Here is a 17,076-nt window from a genome sequence, read left to right as displayed (position 1 = left end):
CCGTTATTTCCTTAACGTGGTGTTCAACCTTTGTTCGAGCGAGGTGAGGATGTTTTGCAGGGTAGTGTTCACCTCATCGTCGTTAAGAGTGCGCGATGGATGCTGCCAGGTCAAGCCAACGGCAAGGCTTTTTCTATCAGGATCAATGCCTTTACCTTGGTACACATCAAACAGCCTGAGGTCTGTGAGCCATTCGCCTGCATTGTCACGAATTAATTCAAGCACCGCGCTAGAAGCGACGTCACGTCCTGCGATCAAAGCCAGGTCGCGGCGGGTTTCCGGGAACTTGGACAGTTCGCTGAATTTCGGCAGGCGGCCTTCGACCACGTCGCCCAGCACCAGCTCGAACAGGAACACCGGGCGGTCCAGGCCCAGGGCCTTGGCCAGCTCTGGGTGGATGGCGCCGAGGTAGCCGACCAGTTTGCCGTCACGCTCGATGGCAGCGGTCTGGCCTGGGTGCAGGGCTGGGTGTTTGCCGGCGCTGAAGGTGAAGTCGCTCAGGGCGCCGGAGTAGCCCAGCAGGGCTTCGACGTCGGCTTTGACGTCGAAGAAGTCGACGCCGTCGCGGCCGTTGGCCCAGCCTTCTGGCAGGCGGCTGCCGGTGATGACGCCGGCAATCATTGGTTGCTGCTGCAGGTCACCCAGCTGGCCGACGAAGCGCAGGCCGCTTTCGAACAGGCGCACGCGGTCTTGCTGGCGGTTCAGGTTGTGCTGCAGTGCCTTGACCAGGCCCGGCCACAGCGAGGCGCGCATGGCGGCCATGTCGCTGGAGATGGGGTTGGCTAGCAGCAGCGGCTCTACGCCAGGGCTGAACAGTTCGAACAGTTTCGGGTCGATGAAGCTATAGGTGATGGCTTCCTGGTAGCCGCGGGCAACCAGCAGGCGGCGCAGGGTCGGCAGGTCACCGCGGGTTTCCGGCTTGCCCTGTGGCGCCAGGCGGGCTTGCGGGTAGCGGACCGGCAGGTTGTTGTAGCCGTACAGGCGGGCCAGCTCTTCGATCAGGTCCACTTCCAGGCTGATGTCGAAGCGGTGGCTTGGCACGCTGACGGTCCACTGCACTTCCCCGCTCTTGGTCGTGGTCAACTCGAGGGCGTTGAGCAACTGCTCGACCTGAGCTGGGTCCATTTCCATGCCGAGCATCTGGGTGATGCGTTCGGCGCGCAGGGTGACCGGAGCTACTTGCGGCAGGTGCTGTTGGCTGACGGCTTCGACGATCGGGCCGGCTTCGCCGCCAACGGTTTCCAGCAGCAGCTGGGTGGCACGCTCCATGGCTTCGCGGGCCAGCTGCGAGTCGACGCCGCGCTCGTAGCGGTGCGAGGCATCGGTGTGCAGGCCGTAGGAACGGGCTTTACCGGCGACGGAAATCGGCTCGAAGAAGGCGCTTTCCAGGAACAGGTCGCGGGTTTTTTCGGTATTCACACCGCTGTGCTCGCCACCCATGACGCCGGCGATGGCCAGGGCGCGGGTGTGGTCGGCGATGACCAGGGTGTCGGCGCGCAGGGCCACTTCCTGGCCGTCGAGCAGGACGAGTTTTTCGCCCTCTTCGGCCATGCGTACGCGAATGCCGCCGTTGATTTCTGCCAGGTCGAAGGCGTGCATCGGCTGGCCGAGTTCGAGCATCACGTAGTTGGTGATGTCGACGGCGGCGTCGATGCTGCGAACGTCGCTGCGGCGCAGGCGCTCGACCATCCACAGTGGGGTTGGCTTGCTCAGGTCGACGTTACGGATAACGCGGCCGAGGTAGCGCGGGCAGGCAGCCGGGGCGCTGACTTCAACCGGGCGTACTTCGTCGTGGGCAGCGGCTACGGCCGGCACTACCGGGCGAGTGACCGGGGTGTCGTACAGGGCGCTAACGTCGCGGGCCAGGCCGGCGATGGACAGGCAGTCACCGCGGTTCGGCGTGAGGCCGATTTCGATGCTGGCGTCATCCAGGCTCAGGTAGGTACGAATGTTTTCGCCTACCGGGGCGTCGGCAGCCAGTTCCAGCAGGCCGTCGTTCTCTTCGCTGATTTCCAGCTCGGCTGCCGAGCACAGCATGCCGAACGACTCGACGCCGCGCAGCTTGGCCTTCTTGATCTTGAAGTCGCCCGACAGCTCGGCGCCGATCATGGCGAACGGCACCTTGATGCCTGGGCGGGCGTTAGGGGCGCCGCACACGACCTGGAAGGTTTCCTGGCCGTTGGTCACCTGGCACACGCGCAGCTTGTCGGCGTCCGGGTGTTGTTCGGTGGCGAGGATCTCGCCCACCACGATGCCGCTGAACTGGCCGGCAGCGGGGGTAACGCTGTCGACTTCGAGCCCGGCCATGGACAGGCGGGCGACCAGTTCGTCACGAGAGACTTGCGGGTTTACCCAACCGCGCAGCCACTGTTCACTGAATTTCATGCTGTTCTCCTGAAAGTTGCGTCGGGCATTGACCTAGCGGAATTGCGCGAGGAAGCGCAGGTCGTTGTCGAAGAACAGACGCAAATCGTTGACGCCATAGCGCAGCATGGCCAGGCGCTCGGCACCCATGCCGAAGGCGAAGCCCTGGAACTCTTCAGGGTCAATGCCGGACATGCGCAGCACGTTCGGGTGCACCATGCCGCAGCCCATCACTTCCAGCCAGCCGGTCTGCTTGCACACGCGGCAGCCTTTGCCGGAACACATCACACACTGGATGTCGACTTCGGCGGACGGCTCGGTGAAGGGGAAGAACGATGGGCGGAAACGCACCGCCAGTTCTTTCTCGAAGAACACGCGCAGGAATTCTTCGATGGTGCCCTTGAGGTCGGCGAAGTTGATATCGCGATCGATCAGCAGGCCTTCGACCTGGTGGAACATCGGCGAGTGGGTGATATCCGAGTCGCAACGGTACACGCGGCCTGGGCAGACAATGCGAATGGGCGGCTGGGTGGACTCCATGGTCCGCACCTGCACCGGCGAGGTGTGGGTACGCAGCAGCATGTTGGCATTGAAATAGAAGGTATCGTGCATCGCCCGGGCCGGGTGGTGGCCGGGGATGTTGAGCGCTTCGAAGTTGTGGTAGTCGTCTTCCACCTCTGGGCCTTCGGCGATGCCATAGCCAATGTGGGTGAAGAACTGCTCGATGCGCTCGAGGGTACGGGTGATCGGGTGCAGGCCACCGGTGGCCTGGCCGCGGCCTGGCAGGGTGACGTCAATGCATTCGGCAGCCAGGCGAGCGCTGAGCTCGGCTTCTTCAAAGGCGGCCTTGCGGGCATTGAGCACAACGGTAACGCGCTCTTTGGCGTCGTTGATCAGCGCGCCGACTTTCGGCCGCTCTTCGGCTGGCAGGTTGCCCAGGGTCTTCATCACCTGGGTCAGCTCGCCCTTCTTGCCGAGATAATTAACCCGGATCTGTTCCAGGGCATTGATGTCTTCAGCGCGCTCCACGGCCTCTAGGGCTTGGGAGACCAGCGCATCCAGGTTTTCCATGTACAGACTCCAGATACGAAAATAGGGGAAGAGCTTTGAAGGCTCTTCCCCTATCGATGACGTTCAATGCCCGACGGCGCTAGCGCCGCCGGGTGATTGTCGCGGGTACTTAAGCCAGAACGGCTTTAGCTTTCTCGACAATCGCAGCAAACGCCGCTTTTTCGTTCACTGCCAGATCGGCCAGAACCTTACGGTCGATTTCGATCGAAGCCTTTTTCAGGCCAGCAATCAGACGGCTGTAGGACAGACCGTTGGTGCGGGCACCGGCGTTGATACGAGCGATCCACAGTGCGCGGAACTGACGCTTCTTCTGACGACGGTCACGGTAGGCATATTGACCAGCCTTGATGACAGCCTGCTTGGCAACGCGGAATACGCGCGAGCGTGCACCGTAGTAGCCTTTAGCCAGTTTCAGAATTTTCTTGTGACGCTTACGAGCGATGACGCCACGCTTAACACGAGCCATGAGTAACTTCCTCTATCTAAACCAGAATTAACGTACGCGCAGCATGCGCTCGACTTTTGCCACGTCAGACGGGTGCAGCAGGCTGGCACCGCGCAGTTGACGCTTACGCTTGGTCGACATTTTGGTCAGGATGTGGCTCTTGAAAGCGTGCTTGTGCTTGAAGCCGGAAGCGGTCTTCAGGAAGCGCTTCGCAGCACCGCTCTTGGTTTTCATTTTTGGCATGTTGGAACTCCGCATTCGATAAAAATTACACAATAATCATCAGGCCTGCCGTGCCCGGGAGATTACTTCTTCTTTTTGGGGGCGATGACCATCATAAGCTGGCGTCCTTCCATCTTAGGATGCTGCTCAACGGCGCCGTATTCAGCCAGGTCAGCTTCAACCCGCTTCAACAGCTCCATGCCCAGTTCCTGGTGGGCCATCTCACGACCACGGAATCTCAGAGAGATCTTGGCCTTGTCCCCATCGGTAAGGAAACGTACCAGGTTGCGTAGTTTTACCTGGTAATCCCCTTCTTCCGTCCCTGGACGAAACTTGATTTCTTTGATCTGGATCTGCTTCTGGTTTTTCTTGGCTTCGTTGGCCTGCTTCTTCTTCTCGAAGAGGTGCTTGCCGTAGTCCATCACCTTGCAGACAGGCGGTACTGCGTCTGCAGAGATCTCCACCAGATCCAGCTTCGCTTCTTCAGCGATACGAAGCGCTTCATCAATCGAGACGATGCCAACCTGCTCGCCGTCTGCGCCAATTAACCGAACCTCGCGGGCCGAGATATTCTCGTTGATCGGGGCCTTCGGTACAGCACGCTTATCGTTTCTCATTTCACGCTTAATAGTCATTACTCCGATTCTTGGCGACCACGCCGGGAAACCGCATGTGTCAGCAGCTCAGCGAACTGGGCGACGGGCATGGAGCCCAGGTCAGCGCCTTCGCGAGTGCGCACAGCGACGGTTTGCGTTTCGACTTCGCGATCCCCTATAACCAAAAGGTACGGGACCTTGAGCAAAGTATGCTCGCGGATTTTAAAGCCGATCTTCTCATTTCTCAAGTCCGACTTGGCACGGAAACCGCTACCGTTCAGGGTATTTTCCACCTCGAGGGCGAAATCGGCCTGTTTGTCGGTGATGTTCATGATCACCGCCTGGGTCGGCGCCAGCCACGCCGGGAACACCCCAGCGTAGTGCTCGATCAGCATGCCGATGAAGCGTTCGAACGAACCGAGGATGGCGCGGTGCAACATGACCGGGCGCACTCGGCTGTTATCTTCGGCGATATAGCTGGCATCCAGGCGCTCTGGCAGGTTCGGGTCGTACTGCAGGGTACCACACTGCCAGTTACGGCCGAGGCAGTCGCGCAGGGTGAACTCGATTTTCGGGCCGTAGAAGGCGCCCTCGCCTGGCTGGTATTCCCACTCCAGGCCCGATTCGTTCAGGGCGTCGGCCAGTGCACCTTCGGCGCGGTCCCACAACTCTTCGGAGCCCACGCGCTTGGCCGGGCGGGTCGACAGCTTCATGGCAATGTCGGTGAAGCCGAAGTCCTTGTACACATCCAGGGTCAGCTTGATGAAGTCGGCGGCTTCCTTCTTCACCTGTTCTTCGGTGCAGAAGATGTGCGCGTCGTCTTGCACGAAGCCACGCACGCGCATGATGCCGTGCAGGGCGCCGGACGGCTCGTTACGGTGGCAGGCACCGAACTCGGCCAGGCGCAGCGGCAGGTCGCGGTAGCTTTTCAGGCCCTGGTTGAACACCTGCACGTGGCACGGGCAGTTCATCGGCTTCACCGCGTAGTCACGGCTTTCCGACGAAGTGGTGAACATGTTCTCGGCATAGTTGGACCAGTGGCCGGAACGCTCCCAGAGAATGCGGTCGACAACCTGCGGGGTCTTGATTTCCTGGTAGCCGTTTACGCGCTGGACCTGACGCATGTACTGCTCGAGTACCTGGTACACGGTCCAGCCGTTGGCGTGCCAGAACACCATGCCCGGGGCTTCTTCCTGAAGGTGGAACAGGTCGAGCTGCTTGCCGATCTTGCGGTGGTCGCGTTTTTCAGCTTCTTCGATGCGCTGGATGTAGGCAGCCAGCTGCTTCTTGTCAGCCCAGGCAGTGCCGTACACGCGCTGCAGCTGCTCGTTCTTGGCATCGCCACGCCAGTAGGCGCCGGACAGCTTGGTCAGCTTGAATGCCTTGAGGAAGCGGGTATTCGGCACGTGCGGGCCACGGCACATGTCGACGTATTCTTCATGGTAGTACAGACCCATGGCCTGCTCATCCGGCATGTCTTCGACCAGGCGCAGCTTGTAGTCTTCGCCACGGGCGGTGAACACGTCGATGACTTCGGCGCGCGGGGTGACTTTCTTGACGACGTCGTAGTCCTTTTCGATCAGCTCCATCATGCGCTTTTCGATGGCGGCCATGTCTTCTGGGGTGAAGGGGCGCTCGTAGGCGATGTCGTAATAGAAGCCTTCGTCAATGACCGGGCCGATGACCATCTTGGCGGTCGGATACAGCTGCTTCACTGCGTGGCCAACCAAGTGGGCGCACGAGTGACGGATGATCTCCAGTCCCTCTGCATCTTTAGGGGTGATGATCTGCAGGGTGGCGTCTTGGCTGATCAGGTCGCACGCGTCGACCAGTTTGCCATCGACCTTGCCGGCCACGGTGGCCTTGGCCAGGCCAGCACCGATGGATGCGGCAACGTCGGCTACGGATACGGCGTGATCAAACGAACGTTGACTGCCATCGGGAAGAGTAATAACGGGCATGGCGCCTCCTCTCCTAGTGGTGACCCCTACCAAAGGTCACGTGGGTTGGGATGAGCCAGTACAAGATCCGACCTGCCTTCCTTAAAAGGAAGCCTGCCTCACAGTGGCAGAAGCCTTTCGGCTTGCGAGGGACGAACCAGAGTGACTGGAAAGAAAAAAGATAGCTGCGGCCGGCAACGGCGCGACCACAAGCCGAGCATGCTAGCACGCGGGTTGCACCCCAGGCAGAAATATTTGGCAATTACATCTTTCGGGTGAACTAACGCGGAAAAAGTCCTATCAGACCTTGGGAAGCAACCTACTCTTGATGAGACCTTAACCCAAGGAGTAACTGGTTATGCGAGTTCCGTCTCTTCTGGCCCTGGCGGCCGCTGGCGCCCTGCTGCTGCCGGTGGCTGCGAACGCTGGCAACTTCCCACCGGGGAAAGAGGCCGGTTACATGGCTCAGTGCACGCAAGTGGCCAGCGGCCAGGGCGTTGACGCTGCGACCGCGAAAAAACACTGCGACTGTGGCGCTCAAGCCATCAAGAAGAATTTCACCGACGCTGAAATTGCCGACCTGGACAGCCAGGATGGCGTGGACGCGAAACTGATGCAAAAGGCGCAAACCGTTGTAAAACAGGCCTGCGCGCCGAAGAGCTGAAACCTTAAAGCCAGGCCGGGCCGCCGATTCTTTGAGCTGGATCAATATCCTGCGAAGGTAAAAGGCGCTAGATGCGCAGAATTAGACTATGATGTGTCCCGTGCTCCGTAGCCTCGGCCGCATTGCACCACTGAAAAAACTAAATGTTCTGGAGATTCACCCATGTCCAATCGCCAACAAGGCACCGTCAAATGGTTCAATGATGAGAAAGGCTACGGCTTCATCACCCCAGCAGGCGGCGGCGACGACCTGTTCGTTCACTTCAAAGCCATCGAATCCGACGGCTTCAAGAGCCTGAAAGAAGGCCAGACTGTTTCCTTCGTCGCCGAGCGCGGCCAGAAGGGCATGCAGGCTGCACAGGTTCGTCCGGAGTAATTCGGATAGCTGTAAAAAAACCCGCCCTTGTGGCGGGTTTTTTTATGGCCGATTGCATCATCTGAGCAGGGACGGGATTGCCCGTGAAACAGACTGCAGGGTGGATGGCACAGGCTTCGCCCGCAGTGACCACGCCTGCCCGTGCATCAACCGCAGTTGACGCGGGTGACCTTGCCCTGCTCGTCCACGTTCAGGTTCAAGCGCTCGGAGCGGTATTCCAGCGTTACCACATCGTGCGGCTTGAGAATGCGCGCCATCTGCGAACCACTGGCCTTGCGTGCTTGTTCCAAAAGCTCGGCACTGCCCTGCTTGCCAATGGCGAAGTCTGCGCCGCTGGCTTCGCAGCGGCCATCGTTGCCAGCTGGGGTGGCCGGTGCAGCCCCCCCACCAGCGTCACCACCAGTGCTGCAACCAGCCAGGACAGCAGCCACCGCCAGGGTTGCCAGGTAAGCACGGGTACGGAACATGAAGCCTCCTAATTCGGTCTGGGAACTGTCTGATCCGACAGTTCCGCTCATCGTTTGTTGCAAAACCGATCAAGTCTGCCTGAATGCTAGCACCGAAGGCGAAACGCAATCGTGACTGGATTTTGCACAACCCGCTGCGTTTGCCATATGCTTAGCTCGCACGGTCACTGGCGCAAAGCCATGATTTGCTGCAAGAAGTGGAGCGCATCCCGCCTCCATCGAGCACCAGGGTCAGGTGTTCATTCCTTCGTTCCGGGCCCCTAGCGAGAGCTTTTCATGAGCAGCCACAGCATCGATGCCGATATCAAGGTCAAGTGGGCCGAGGGCCAGAGTGCGTACAGCCCAGGCACACCAGAGGAGTTGCTGCTGATTGGCATCGACCTGCTGGTGCGCGATCGCGGCGCCGAGGCGGCGCGCAGCTTCATCGAGCAAGTGCTGGAGCGCTATGCACCGCACGCGGCTATTCCAATCGCGCCAACCGGGCGCTGAGCAGGTCGAACAGGCCCTGGGCATCGCCCTGCTCCACCCACAGCACGTTGGCCGGCTGCTTGAGCACACCGTACCAGTCGGCGATGGTTTGCCCGAAAGTCGGGCCTTCGCGGCTGTCGATGCTCACATGGATGCGCCGCCCACTGAACAGTTCGGGCTTCAACAGGTAGGCGATGACACTGGCGTCGTGCACCGGGCCGCCGGGCATGCCGTACAGGTCCATGTCGTGGGTGATGTAGGCGTTGAGGATATCGACCACACGCTTGCTGGCCTGGTTGTTCACGGCGGCCAGTTGCTTGAGGCGCGCGTCGCTGGTGAGCAGCTTGTGGGTAACGTCCAGCGGCAGGTAGGTGAGCGGCACGCCACTGGCCAGCACCACTTCGGCCGCATGCGGGTCGGCGTAGAGGTTGAATTCCGCCGCCGGGGTGATGTTGCCGCCATTGAAATGGGCGCCGCCCATGACCACCACTTGCTTGATGCCTTTGACGATGTCCGGGCGTTGGATCAGCGCCAGGGCCAGGTTGGTCTGCGGGCCGAGCATGGCCAGGGTGATGCTGTGGGGCTTGGCAGTACCGAGGGTGTCGACCAGGTATTGCACCGCATTGCCTTGGGCCAGTGGCGCTTTGGGCTCGTGCACCTGCACGCCGGTGAGGCCTTCTTCACCATGGACCTCGGCGGCGTAGATGGGTGCGCGTACCAGCGGACGGCCTGCGCCTGCGTACACGGGAATGTCTTCGCGGCCGGCCCACTCACGGGCCAGGCGGGCGTTGCGCGAAGTTTTATCCAGGCGCACATTGCCAGCAACGGTGGTGATGGCGCGGATGTTGAGGTCTTCGGGCGAGGCCATGGCCAGGAACAGCGCGACCACGTCGTCGGCGCCGGGGTCGGTGTCGATGATCAGGTCGATGGGGGCGGCCTGGAGGGTGGTGGCTGTGGCCATGAAGGCGATTCCTTGTAGCAGGGGCTTCAGCATAAGTCAGGCACTCCTTGTTGCCAGAGCGGATCATGCAGGTAAACCGAATCTCTCAAGGGAGCGGGTATGCCCGCGCCCATGGGAATTGCGCAAGCCTTAAAGTACCGTTTCGGCTGTCAGAACGTGACGCCGGAGACCAGGGCGATGTTGCTGTACGGCTGGCACTCCCCCGTACGCACCACCGCGCGGGCACTGCGCGACAGCACTTTGAAATCCTCATGGTTCAACCATTCGCGCTTGCCCAGCTTGCCCTTCAGGCGCTCGATCTCGACCAACGCTGGCGGCACTACTTTCTGCATTTCTTCAGCCAGCACATGCCGCTCTACCTGCAACTCGCTCAACACCACCCGCAACACACTGGCGAAATCCGGCAAGCCCGGAGTAATTGCCAAGTCGATCAGCTCGACCCCGGGCGGCACCGGCAGCCCGGCATCGCCGATCACCAGAATATCGCCATGCCCCATGCCGGCGATGGTCCGCGACAGGGCCACGTTCAGCAGTTGCGTTTTCTTCATGGCGTCAACTCCGCAAGGTAAGGGATCGACGGTTGCGCGCCAGCCCGCGTAACCGACAGCGCAGCTGCACGCTGGCCGAAGGCGATAGCCTCGCCCTCTTCCCACCCTCGGACCAGACCCGCAGCAAAACCGCCGATGAAGGTGTCGCCAGCAGCGGTAGTGTCCAGCGGCTGCACCACAGGCGCCGGATAGTGCTGATGCCCATTGGCAGTAACCAGCAAGGCCCCCTGTGCGCCCAGGGTGATGATCACTTTACCCGCCCCAAGCTGCAACAAACGCTCACCGGCAAGCAAGGCGCTGCGCTGGTCGGTGACAGGGATGCCAGTCAAGGCTTCGGCCTCGCTTTCGTTAGGGGTGAGGTAATCAATGCAGGCGAACCAGTCCGCGGGCAACGGGCCGGTGGCGGGCGCCGGGTTCAGGATCACCTGCTTACCCAGCTGACGCCCCCTGGCCAGGGTCCAGGCCACGGTTTCTTCCGGCACTTCCAGCTGGCAGATGACCACCTCGGCTGCCTGCAACAGCGCATCGAAGCGCTGGACCACTTCCGGCGTCAGCAGGCCATTGCCACCCGGGATGATGACAATGCAGTTCTGGCTGGCGGCATCCACGGTAATCAAGGCCACCCCGCTGGACACCCCAGGGCAGGTGCTGACGCCCTGGCAGTCGATGCCCTCGACATACAGCGCCCGGTGCAACTGCCGACCGTAATCATCGTCGCCGACATTGCCGATCATCGCCACACTGCCGCCCAGCCGCGCCACCGCTACGGCCTGGTTGGCGCCCTTGCCGCCCGGCACGGTGAAAAAACTTTCGCCGGGCAGTGTTTCGCCTGCGCGGGGCAGGCGCTGGGCGCGGACCACCAGGTCCATATTGAGGCTGCCGACCACCACGACCTTGGCATTCATGACATTTCCTTAGCGTTAGCGGTAATCGTTGAACAGGTCCGGGCGCGGCCCGGTGGACTCACGCAGCACAATGCGCGGTGCAACAATGCGTTGCTCCGCCGCCCCTTGCCGGGGGGTGCCGATACGCGTCAGCAGCAGCGAGGCGGCGCTCTCGCCCAATTCGCGGATCGACTGGCCGACCGTGGTCAGCGGCGGGTACACGTAGCGGCTGAGTTCGATGTCGTCGAAGCCAATCACCGACAACTCGCCAGGCACGTTGATGTTGCGCTCGGCGGCGGCACGCAGCACGCCGAAACCGATCATGTCGTTACCGGCAAAAATCGCCGTGGGCCGCTTGCCGTCCAGCACCTGCGCTGCTGTCGCATGGCCGCCTGGGCTGGTGAAATCACAATGCCGCACGCGGTTGCCCAGCACCGGCGCCCCCACCTCGGCCATGGCCCGGCGAAAACCGCTCAGGCGCAGCTGGGTCACCCCGGTTTCTGCGGGGCCGCCAATATAGGCGATATCGCGATGGCCCAGCTCCAGCAGGTGCTGGGTGGCAAGGTAGGCGCCCTGCTCATGGTCGATGCGCACCAGGTCGGCATCGACGCCTTCCAGTTCACGGTCGACGATGACCATGGGTGTGCGCACGCTGGCCAGGCTTTGCAGCAGGTCGCTGTCCTGCCCCACCGAAGCCACTACCAGGCCATCGATGCGCTTTTCCAGCAGCACGCGCAGGTAGCTGCGCTGCTTTTGAGGGTTGTCGTCGGAGTTGCACAAAATCACGCAGTAGCCGTTGCGCTCGCAGGCGTCCTCGATCCCACGGGCCAGTTCGGCGAAGTATGGGTTGACGCTGTTGGGCACCAGCAGGCCGATGGTGGCAGTGCTGCGCGCTTTCAACGAACGCGCCACCGCGCTGGGCACGTAATCGAGCTCGATGATGGCGGCTTCCACTTTCAGCCGCACCTGCTCGCTGACGGGCCGGGTCTTGTTCAATACATGGGACACGGTGGTGTACGAAATACCGGCCAGTGCCGCGACGTCTTTGATGGTTGCCATGTTGTCAGTTCCGCCGGCCTGCACGCCGGCTACGGTAAGTGTCGAGCACCACGGCGATGACGATCACCGCCCCGGTGATGATGCGTTTGGTGGGTTCGCTGGCACCGATCTGGGCCAGCCCGGCAGCCAGGACCGAAATGATCAGTACCCCAAAGAACGTGCTGATGACCGAGCCGCGCCCGCCCATCAGGCTGGTGCCGCCGATCACCACGGCGGCGATCACCTGCAGCTCCAGGCCGGAGCCGGCATTGGGGTCGGCCGCTTCCAGCCGGGAAATCTGAAACAGCGCGGCCAGACCGGCGAGCAGGCCCATCAGGGCGAACACCAGCACTTTGTATGGGCGCGGGTCGATACCCGCGAGGCGAACGGCCTCTTCGTTGGTGCCGATGCCGATCAGGTAGCGGCCAAACACCGTGCGGGTCAGGACCAGATGGGCCAGCACGATTACCAGCAAGGCGATCACGAACGCCGGCGAAATGCCAAAGGCCACCGGGTTGGAGAACCAGGCATAGGCATCGCCGATATAGGCGGTGCGCGAGTCGGTGAACTGGTAGGCCAGGCCGCGGGCCATTTCCAGCACACCGAGTGAAACGATGAACGACGGGATGCGCCAGGCCACGGTAACGCCACCGGTGATGCTGCCCGCCAGCGCGGCCACGGCCATGCCCAACAGCGCCGAAGGCAGCACGCCCCAGCCCCAGCCGAGAATCGCCACACTCACCGTAGAGGCGGCCAAGGCCAGCACCGAACCCACCGACAGGTCGATGCCGCCGATGATGAGCACGAAGGTCATGCCCACCGCCAGCACCATCAGGTCGGGGATCTGGTTGGCCAGGGTGCTGAAGGTGTTGTACGACCAGAAGTGGCTGCTGAGGAACGAGAAGAGCACGATCATCGCCAGCAAGGCGCCGGCCAGGCCCAAGTAGGTGCCCAGGCCAAAATAAGTGCCACTGCGGCGCACGGGGGCGGCGCCTTGGCTGTCGAGCGGGGTGGTTTTCATGCGTTCATCCTGGGGGCTGCCTCATGCAGCAGTGCGTCACGTTTCTGGTAACCAGCAAAGGCAGCGGCCAGTAGCTGGTCCTGGCTCCAGTGATCACGGTCGAAGGTGTCGATCAGACGGCCGGCAGACAGCACCGCAATGCGGTCGCAGATCAGCATCAGCTCGCGCAGGTCGCTGGACACCACTACCAGCGCCTTGCCCTGGCGTGCCAGTTCGGCCAGCAGGCCATAGATGTCGAACTTGGCGCCAACGTCGATACCACGGGTGGGTTCGTCGAACAGCAGCACCTGGCAGTCGCGCTCAAGCCAGCGGCCGATCACCACCTTCTGCTGGTTGCCGCCAGACAGCTCACCGACGATTTGCTGCGCGCCGGCACTGCGAATGCGCATGGCCCGGATCTGCCGCTCGGCCAGGGCCTTCTCCGCCTCGCCATCGAGTATGCCGGCCCGCGACACGGCACCAAGGTTGCCCAAGGCGATATTGGCGCTGATCGACTGAGTCAACAGCAGACCTTCGCCCTTACGGTCTTCGGTAATCAGCGCGATACCGGCCCTGACCGCAGCCTTGGGCGAATCGATGGAGATGGGCTGCGGGGGCTGGCCCAGTGCAATGCTGCCGCTTTCGGCACGGTCGGCGCCGTAGATCAGGCGCAACAGCTCGGTGCGCCCGGCACCGATCAGGCCAGAGATACCGAAGATCTCCCCTGCCCTGACCTCGAACGAGACCTCACGCACCTTGTCACCACGGCTGAGCCTGTCGACCTTGAGCAATGGTGCGCCGATCTGCCGGCGGCCAAGGTCAATATGCTCGCCCAGCTCGCGGCCAACCATCAGGTTGACCAGCTCGGCGCTGCTGTAGCGCTGGATAGGTTCGTCGCACACCAACTTGCCGTCGCGCAGCACGACGATGCGCTGGGCCACGCGTTGCAGCTCTTCCAGGCGGTGCGAGATGTAGACGATGGCCACGCCACGCTCGCGCAGGCGCTCGATCTGGGTGAACAGCAGCTCCACCTCACGTGCGGTGAGCATGGCGGTGGGTTCGTCGAAGATCAGCACATGGCAGTCACCGATCAGGTTGCGGGCGATTTCGACCATTTGCTGATGGCCGATGCCCAGCTCACCAACCGGTGTATCCGGGTCGATTGCGTCGAGGCCGACCTGGGCCATCGCGGCCGTCGCCAGTTGGCGCAGGCGCTTGTGGCTGATCCAGCCAAAGCGGCTGGGTAGGTTGTCGAGGAACAAGTTCTCAGCCACCGTCAGCGTAGGCAGCAGGTTCAGCTCCTGCATGACCATGCGCACCCCAAGGCGCTCGGCGTCTCGCCGGCTGGCCGGCGCGTAGGCCTGCCCGCGATAGACCATCTGCCCGGTGGTGGGGGTTTCCAGGCCGCTGATCAGCTTGGACAACGTGCTCTTGCCCGCACCGTTTTCGCCGGTCAGGGCCAGCACTTCGCCGGCCCGCAGGGTCAGGCTGACCTCGCCCAGCACCGGCTGGGCGTAGGTCTTGCCCAAACCGCTGGCGGCTAGCACTACTTCATTGGCCGATGCAGGCATGGCCGTTTCTCCAGGCAGTGTCAGGGCTTCTTGGTGATAAGTTCGACCGGGGTCTGGATCACGTTGTCGGCATCCACGTCAGGTTTTTCGCCATTGACCATTTTCAATGCCGCCTGAATACCGAATACGGCTTGTTGGCTGGCAGCCTGGTCGAGGGTGGCGAGCACACGGCCGTCGGCGAGCATCGGCTTGATGGCGTTGATGTTGTCGTAGCCCACCACTTGCACCTGGCCAGCCTTGCCAGCAGCACGAACGGCCGACACGGCGCCCAGCGCCATGCTGTCGTTACCGGCCAGCAGGGCCTTCAGGTCGGGGTACTCGTTGAGCATGGAGGCGGCGACGGCGTTGCCTTTGTCGATTTCCCAGTTGCCGCTTTGCACCGACACGATTTTCATCTGTGCAGCGTTCATGGCGTCTTTGAAGCCGGCGGTGCGCTGCTGGGCGTTGGTGGTGGTCGGCACACCTTCGATGATGCCGACCTGGTCGCCGGGCTTGAGCTTCTGGCTGGCCAGGTAATCACCGACCAGACGTGCGCCCTTGCGGTTGTCGGGGCCGACAAAGGGCACGCTGATGCCCTTGCTCTTGAGCAATTCAGGGTCCAGGCGGTTGTCGATATTGACCACCACCACACCTTTGTCCATGGCCTTCTTCACTGCCGATACCAATGCTTTGGAATCGGCCGGGGCAATCACCAGGGCCTTGGCGCCGGAGTTGACCATTTGCTCGACGATGCGGATCTGCTCGGATGTGTCGGTTTCGTTCTTGATGCCGTTGGCGATCAGGTCGAAATCATCAGCGTGGGCTTTTTGGTAATCCTTGGCGCCGTCTTCCATGGTGCGGAAAAACTCGTTGGCCAGCGATTTCATGACCAGAGCGACCTTGGGCTTTTCTTCGGCGTGGGCGGCCGACACAGGCAGGGCGAATGACAACGAGGAAAGGACAGCGAGGACGAGCAGACGACCGGGGAACGGCAGTTTCATGGACGATGACTCCGAATCTTGTTTTTTTATCGGATCGCAAACGTTTGCGGTACCTAACTATGGAAACAGGACCGTGGTTTGTCAAATCCGTTTGGCTGTCGGAGGCCAACGACTTCTGCTGCTGATTATCCAGATTTTTCCGAAAAACCGAACACCTTTTCCTATGCTTGTTCGGATTTACGAACGTCGCAGAAGCAGCCTGCCGTCGTAATGGGCCGCGTAACACACCCAACTGCCTGTGCCGAAGCGCCGATTTCCCGGGGCAATGCTCCCCTTTACCGATGGCAGGCTGCCACTGTGCAAGCAGCGCATACCGGCTTGGTACGAAAGATGCCTTGAAGCCTGGGCGACTCAATAATCATCTCACCGGAAAGAGAGAGAACAATAACGATGAATGCCGCACTTAAAACCTTCGCCCCCAGCGCGCTCGCGCTGCTGCTGATCCTGCCCGCCACCGCCTCCGCCAAGGAAGCCGAAAACCAGCAAAAGCTGGCCAACGTGGTCATCCTCGCCACCGGCGGCACCATTGCCGGTGCCGGCGCCAGCGCCGCCAACAGCGCCACCTACCAGGCTGCCAAGCTGGGCGTAGACAAACTGATTGCCGGCGTCCCGGAACTGGCCGACATTGCCAACGTGCGCGGCGAGCAGGTCATGCAGATCGCCTCGGAAAGCATCAGCAACGACGACCTGCTGAAACTGGGCAAACGCGTCGCCGAGCTGGCCGATAGCAAGGATGTCGACGGCATCGTCATTACCCACGGCACCGACACCCTGGAAGAAACAGCCTACTTCCTCAACCTGGTCGAGAAGACCGACAAGCCGATCGTGGTGGTTGGCTCGATGCGCCCGGGCACCGCCATGTCCGCCGACGGCATGCTCAACCTTTACAATGCCGTGGCCGTTGCAGGCGACAAGCAGTCGCGGGGCAAGGGCGTGCTGGTGACCATGAACGACGAGATCCAGTCCGGCCGTGACGTCAGCAAGTCGGTCAACATCAAGACCGAAGCGTTCAAGAGCGCCTGGGGCCCGATGGGCATGGTCGTGGAAGGCAAGTCGTACTGGTTCCGCCTGCCGGCCAAGCGCCACACGGTCAACTCCGAGTTCGACATCAAGCAGATCAGCAGCTTGCCGCAGGTGGACATCGCCTATGGCTATGGCAACGTCACCGACACCGCCTACAAGGCATTGGCACAGAACGGCGCCAAAGCGCTGATCCATGCCGGCACCGGCAACGGTTCGGTGTCGTCGCGGGTGGTGCCGGCGCTGCAGGAACTGCGCAAGAACGGTGTGCAGATCATTCGCTCGTCGCACGTCAACCAGGGTGGTTTCGTGCTGCGTAACGCCGAACAGCCGGACGACAAGAACGACTGGGTCGTGGCCCATGACTTGAACCCGCAGAAGGCGCGGATCCTTGCGATGGTGGCGATGACCAAGACCCAGGACAGCAAAGAGCTGCAGCGCATCTTCTGGGAGTACTGATTG

Annotated in this window: 18 protein-coding genes; 4 read left to right on the top strand and 14 right to left on the bottom strand. The window is 61.7% G+C overall.

Annotated elements, in window-relative coordinates; genetic code table 11:
• Nucleotides 1–3: 3 nt before the first annotated feature.
• From pheT to thrS, 6 genes are all read right to left on the bottom strand, one after another.
• Complete coding sequence (gene pheT / locus DMX11_RS07625) at nucleotides 4–2,385, bottom strand: phenylalanine--tRNA ligase subunit beta (protein WP_110743937.1); 2,382 nt, start codon at nucleotides 2,383–2,385, stop codon at nucleotides 4–6.
• Nucleotides 2,386–2,418: 33 nt separating this feature from the next.
• Complete coding sequence (gene pheS / locus DMX11_RS07620) at nucleotides 2,419–3,435, bottom strand: phenylalanine--tRNA ligase subunit alpha (RefSeq protein WP_110743936.1); 1,017 nt, start codon at nucleotides 3,433–3,435, stop codon at nucleotides 2,419–2,421.
• Between the two features lie 109 nt (nucleotides 3,436–3,544).
• The gene (gene rplT / locus DMX11_RS07615) at nucleotides 3,545–3,901 is read right to left on the bottom strand and encodes a 50S ribosomal protein L20 (RefSeq protein ID WP_003250671.1); all 357 of its coding nucleotides are present in this window, start codon (nucleotides 3,899–3,901) and stop codon (nucleotides 3,545–3,547) included.
• A 27-nt stretch (nucleotides 3,902–3,928) separates the two neighbouring features.
• Nucleotides 3,929–4,123, bottom strand: coding sequence for a 50S ribosomal protein L35 (rpmI, locus tag DMX11_RS07610; RefSeq protein WP_003250667.1), 195 nt, complete (start codon nucleotides 4,121–4,123; stop codon nucleotides 3,929–3,931).
• 62 nt (nucleotides 4,124–4,185) lie between these two features.
• Nucleotides 4,186–4,737: a translation initiation factor IF-3 gene (gene infC, locus DMX11_RS07605; RefSeq protein WP_016711338.1), complete on the bottom strand. Its 552-nt coding sequence runs from the start codon at nucleotides 4,735–4,737 to the stop codon at nucleotides 4,186–4,188.
• Nucleotides 4,737–6,659: a threonine--tRNA ligase gene (gene thrS / locus DMX11_RS07600; protein WP_110743935.1), complete on the bottom strand. Its 1,923-nt coding sequence runs from the start codon at nucleotides 6,657–6,659 to the stop codon at nucleotides 4,737–4,739. The genes infC and thrS overlap by 1 nt, the downstream gene beginning before the upstream one ends.
• A 337-nt stretch (nucleotides 6,660–6,996) precedes the next feature.
• Between thrS and DMX11_RS07595 the strand changes: the two genes are divergently transcribed.
• Nucleotides 6,997–7,302: a hypothetical protein gene (locus DMX11_RS07595; RefSeq protein ID WP_110743934.1), complete on the top strand. Its 306-nt coding sequence runs from the start codon at nucleotides 6,997–6,999 to the stop codon at nucleotides 7,300–7,302.
• A gap of 162 nt (nucleotides 7,303–7,464) precedes the next feature.
• Nucleotides 7,465–7,677, top strand: a complete 213-nt coding sequence (locus DMX11_RS07590) for a cold-shock protein (RefSeq protein WP_003250656.1) — start codon at nucleotides 7,465–7,467, stop codon at nucleotides 7,675–7,677.
• 146 nt (nucleotides 7,678–7,823) lie between these two features.
• On the opposite strand, the gene DMX11_RS07585 is transcribed toward DMX11_RS07590, so the two are convergent.
• Entirely contained in the window at nucleotides 7,824–8,144 is a 321-nt protein-coding gene (locus DMX11_RS07585) for an I78 family peptidase inhibitor (RefSeq protein ID WP_110743933.1), read from the bottom strand.
• 276 nt (nucleotides 8,145–8,420) lie between these two features.
• Between DMX11_RS07585 and DMX11_RS07580 the strand changes: the two genes are divergently transcribed.
• Nucleotides 8,421–8,633, top strand: coding sequence for a hypothetical protein (locus DMX11_RS07580; RefSeq protein WP_110743932.1), 213 nt, complete (start codon nucleotides 8,421–8,423; stop codon nucleotides 8,631–8,633).
• On the opposite strand, the gene DMX11_RS07575 is transcribed toward DMX11_RS07580, so the two are convergent.
• The 7 genes from DMX11_RS07575 to DMX11_RS07545 all read right to left on the bottom strand — a co-directional run bounded on the left by DMX11_RS07575 (nucleotide 8,605) and on the right by DMX11_RS07545 (nucleotide 15,594).
• A complete protein-coding gene (locus DMX11_RS07575; RefSeq protein ID WP_110743931.1) occupies nucleotides 8,605–9,606 on the bottom strand; it encodes a nucleoside hydrolase in 1,002 nt (333 codons plus the stop codon). The two genes, DMX11_RS07580 and DMX11_RS07575, sit on opposite strands and share 29 nt — an antisense overlap.
• Nucleotides 9,607–9,722: 116 nt before the next feature.
• Nucleotides 9,723–10,121, bottom strand: a complete 399-nt coding sequence (rbsD, locus tag DMX11_RS07570) for a D-ribose pyranase (RefSeq protein WP_110743930.1) — start codon at nucleotides 10,119–10,121, stop codon at nucleotides 9,723–9,725.
• Nucleotides 10,118–11,026, bottom strand: a complete 909-nt coding sequence (rbsK, locus tag DMX11_RS07565) for a ribokinase (protein WP_110743929.1) — start codon at nucleotides 11,024–11,026, stop codon at nucleotides 10,118–10,120. Before rbsK ends, rbsD begins: the two co-directional genes overlap by 4 nt.
• A gap of 15 nt (nucleotides 11,027–11,041) precedes the next feature.
• Nucleotides 11,042–12,064 carry a LacI family DNA-binding transcriptional regulator gene (locus tag DMX11_RS07560; protein ID WP_110743928.1) on the bottom strand — a complete coding sequence of 341 codons (1,023 nt, stop codon included), beginning with the start codon at nucleotides 12,062–12,064 and terminating at the stop codon, nucleotides 11,042–11,044.
• Nucleotides 12,065–12,068: 4 nt separating this feature from the next.
• On the bottom strand, nucleotides 12,069–13,064 hold the full coding sequence (locus DMX11_RS07555; RefSeq protein WP_110743927.1) for an ABC transporter permease: 996 nt from the start codon (nucleotides 13,062–13,064) through the stop codon (nucleotides 12,069–12,071).
• Nucleotides 13,061–14,614 carry a sugar ABC transporter ATP-binding protein gene (locus DMX11_RS07550; RefSeq protein ID WP_110743926.1) on the bottom strand — a complete coding sequence of 518 codons (1,554 nt, stop codon included), beginning with the start codon at nucleotides 14,612–14,614 and terminating at the stop codon, nucleotides 13,061–13,063. Before DMX11_RS07550 ends, DMX11_RS07555 begins: the two co-directional genes overlap by 4 nt.
• A gap of 20 nt (nucleotides 14,615–14,634) precedes the next feature.
• Nucleotides 14,635–15,594 carry a sugar ABC transporter substrate-binding protein gene (locus DMX11_RS07545; RefSeq protein ID WP_110743925.1) on the bottom strand — a complete coding sequence of 320 codons (960 nt, stop codon included), beginning with the start codon at nucleotides 15,592–15,594 and terminating at the stop codon, nucleotides 14,635–14,637.
• A 390-nt stretch (nucleotides 15,595–15,984) separates the two neighbouring features.
• On the opposite strand from DMX11_RS07545, the gene DMX11_RS07540 reads away from it, so the two are divergent.
• Nucleotides 15,985–17,073, top strand: a complete 1,089-nt coding sequence (locus DMX11_RS07540; RefSeq protein ID WP_110743924.1) for an asparaginase — start codon at nucleotides 15,985–15,987, stop codon at nucleotides 17,071–17,073.
• Nucleotides 17,074–17,076: the final 3 nt, after the last annotated feature.

The sequence above is a fragment of the Pseudomonas sp. LB-090624 genome (assembly GCF_003205205.1).
Classification (GTDB): domain Bacteria; phylum Pseudomonadota; class Gammaproteobacteria; order Pseudomonadales; family Pseudomonadaceae; genus Aquipseudomonas.
This window is presented reverse-complemented; position numbering and strand designations above follow the sequence as displayed.